At 68.2% G+C, this 506-nt stretch carries 1 protein-coding gene; it reads left to right on the forward strand.

Features of this window, described 5'->3' with window-relative positions; all coding sequences use genetic code 11:
- Positions 1-114 precede the first annotated feature (114 nt).
- The coding region (locus tag ACFPJ1_RS25420) for a TetR/AcrR family transcriptional regulator (protein WP_380107612.1) at positions 115-506 on the forward strand (392 nt) is incomplete at its 3' end.

A 506-nucleotide genomic window follows, 5' to 3' on the forward strand; every position in this document is an offset into this window, starting at 1 on the left:
AGTTCCGAGAACACTGTTCTCGAATGAGTTCACTGTACTCATGCCGCGAGGCGAGATCAAGAACAGTGCTCTCGTCGCGGCCCGGTGTTCTCGGAACTGTGCGACACTGGGCGCATGTCCGCACCGTCGCTGCGCGCTCGGGTCCGCTCGGAGATGAGCCAGGAGATCAAGGAGGTCGCGCGTAAGCACGTCGCTGCGGACGGCGCCAACCTGTCCCTGCGCGCTGTCGCCCGCGACATGGGCATCGTCGCGTCAGCCCTCTACCGGTACTTCCCGAGCCGCGACGCCCTGCTCACCGCGTTGATCATCGATGCGTACGAGGTTCTGGGCGCGGCCGCGACCGAGGCGGAAGCGGCCGTACCTCGCACCGACCTCCGAGGCCGCTGGTTGGCCGTTTGCCGCGCCGTACGCGCCTGGGCCTTGTCACACCCCGCCGAATACGGACTCCTGTACGGCAGCCCGGTTCCCGGCTACGCCGCCCCGCAGGAAACCGTCGCCCCGGCCGC

The organism is Kribbella qitaiheensis (genome assembly GCF_042657745.1).
In the GTDB taxonomy this organism is placed as follows: domain Bacteria; phylum Actinomycetota; class Actinomycetes; order Propionibacteriales; family Kribbellaceae; genus Kribbella; species Kribbella qitaiheensis.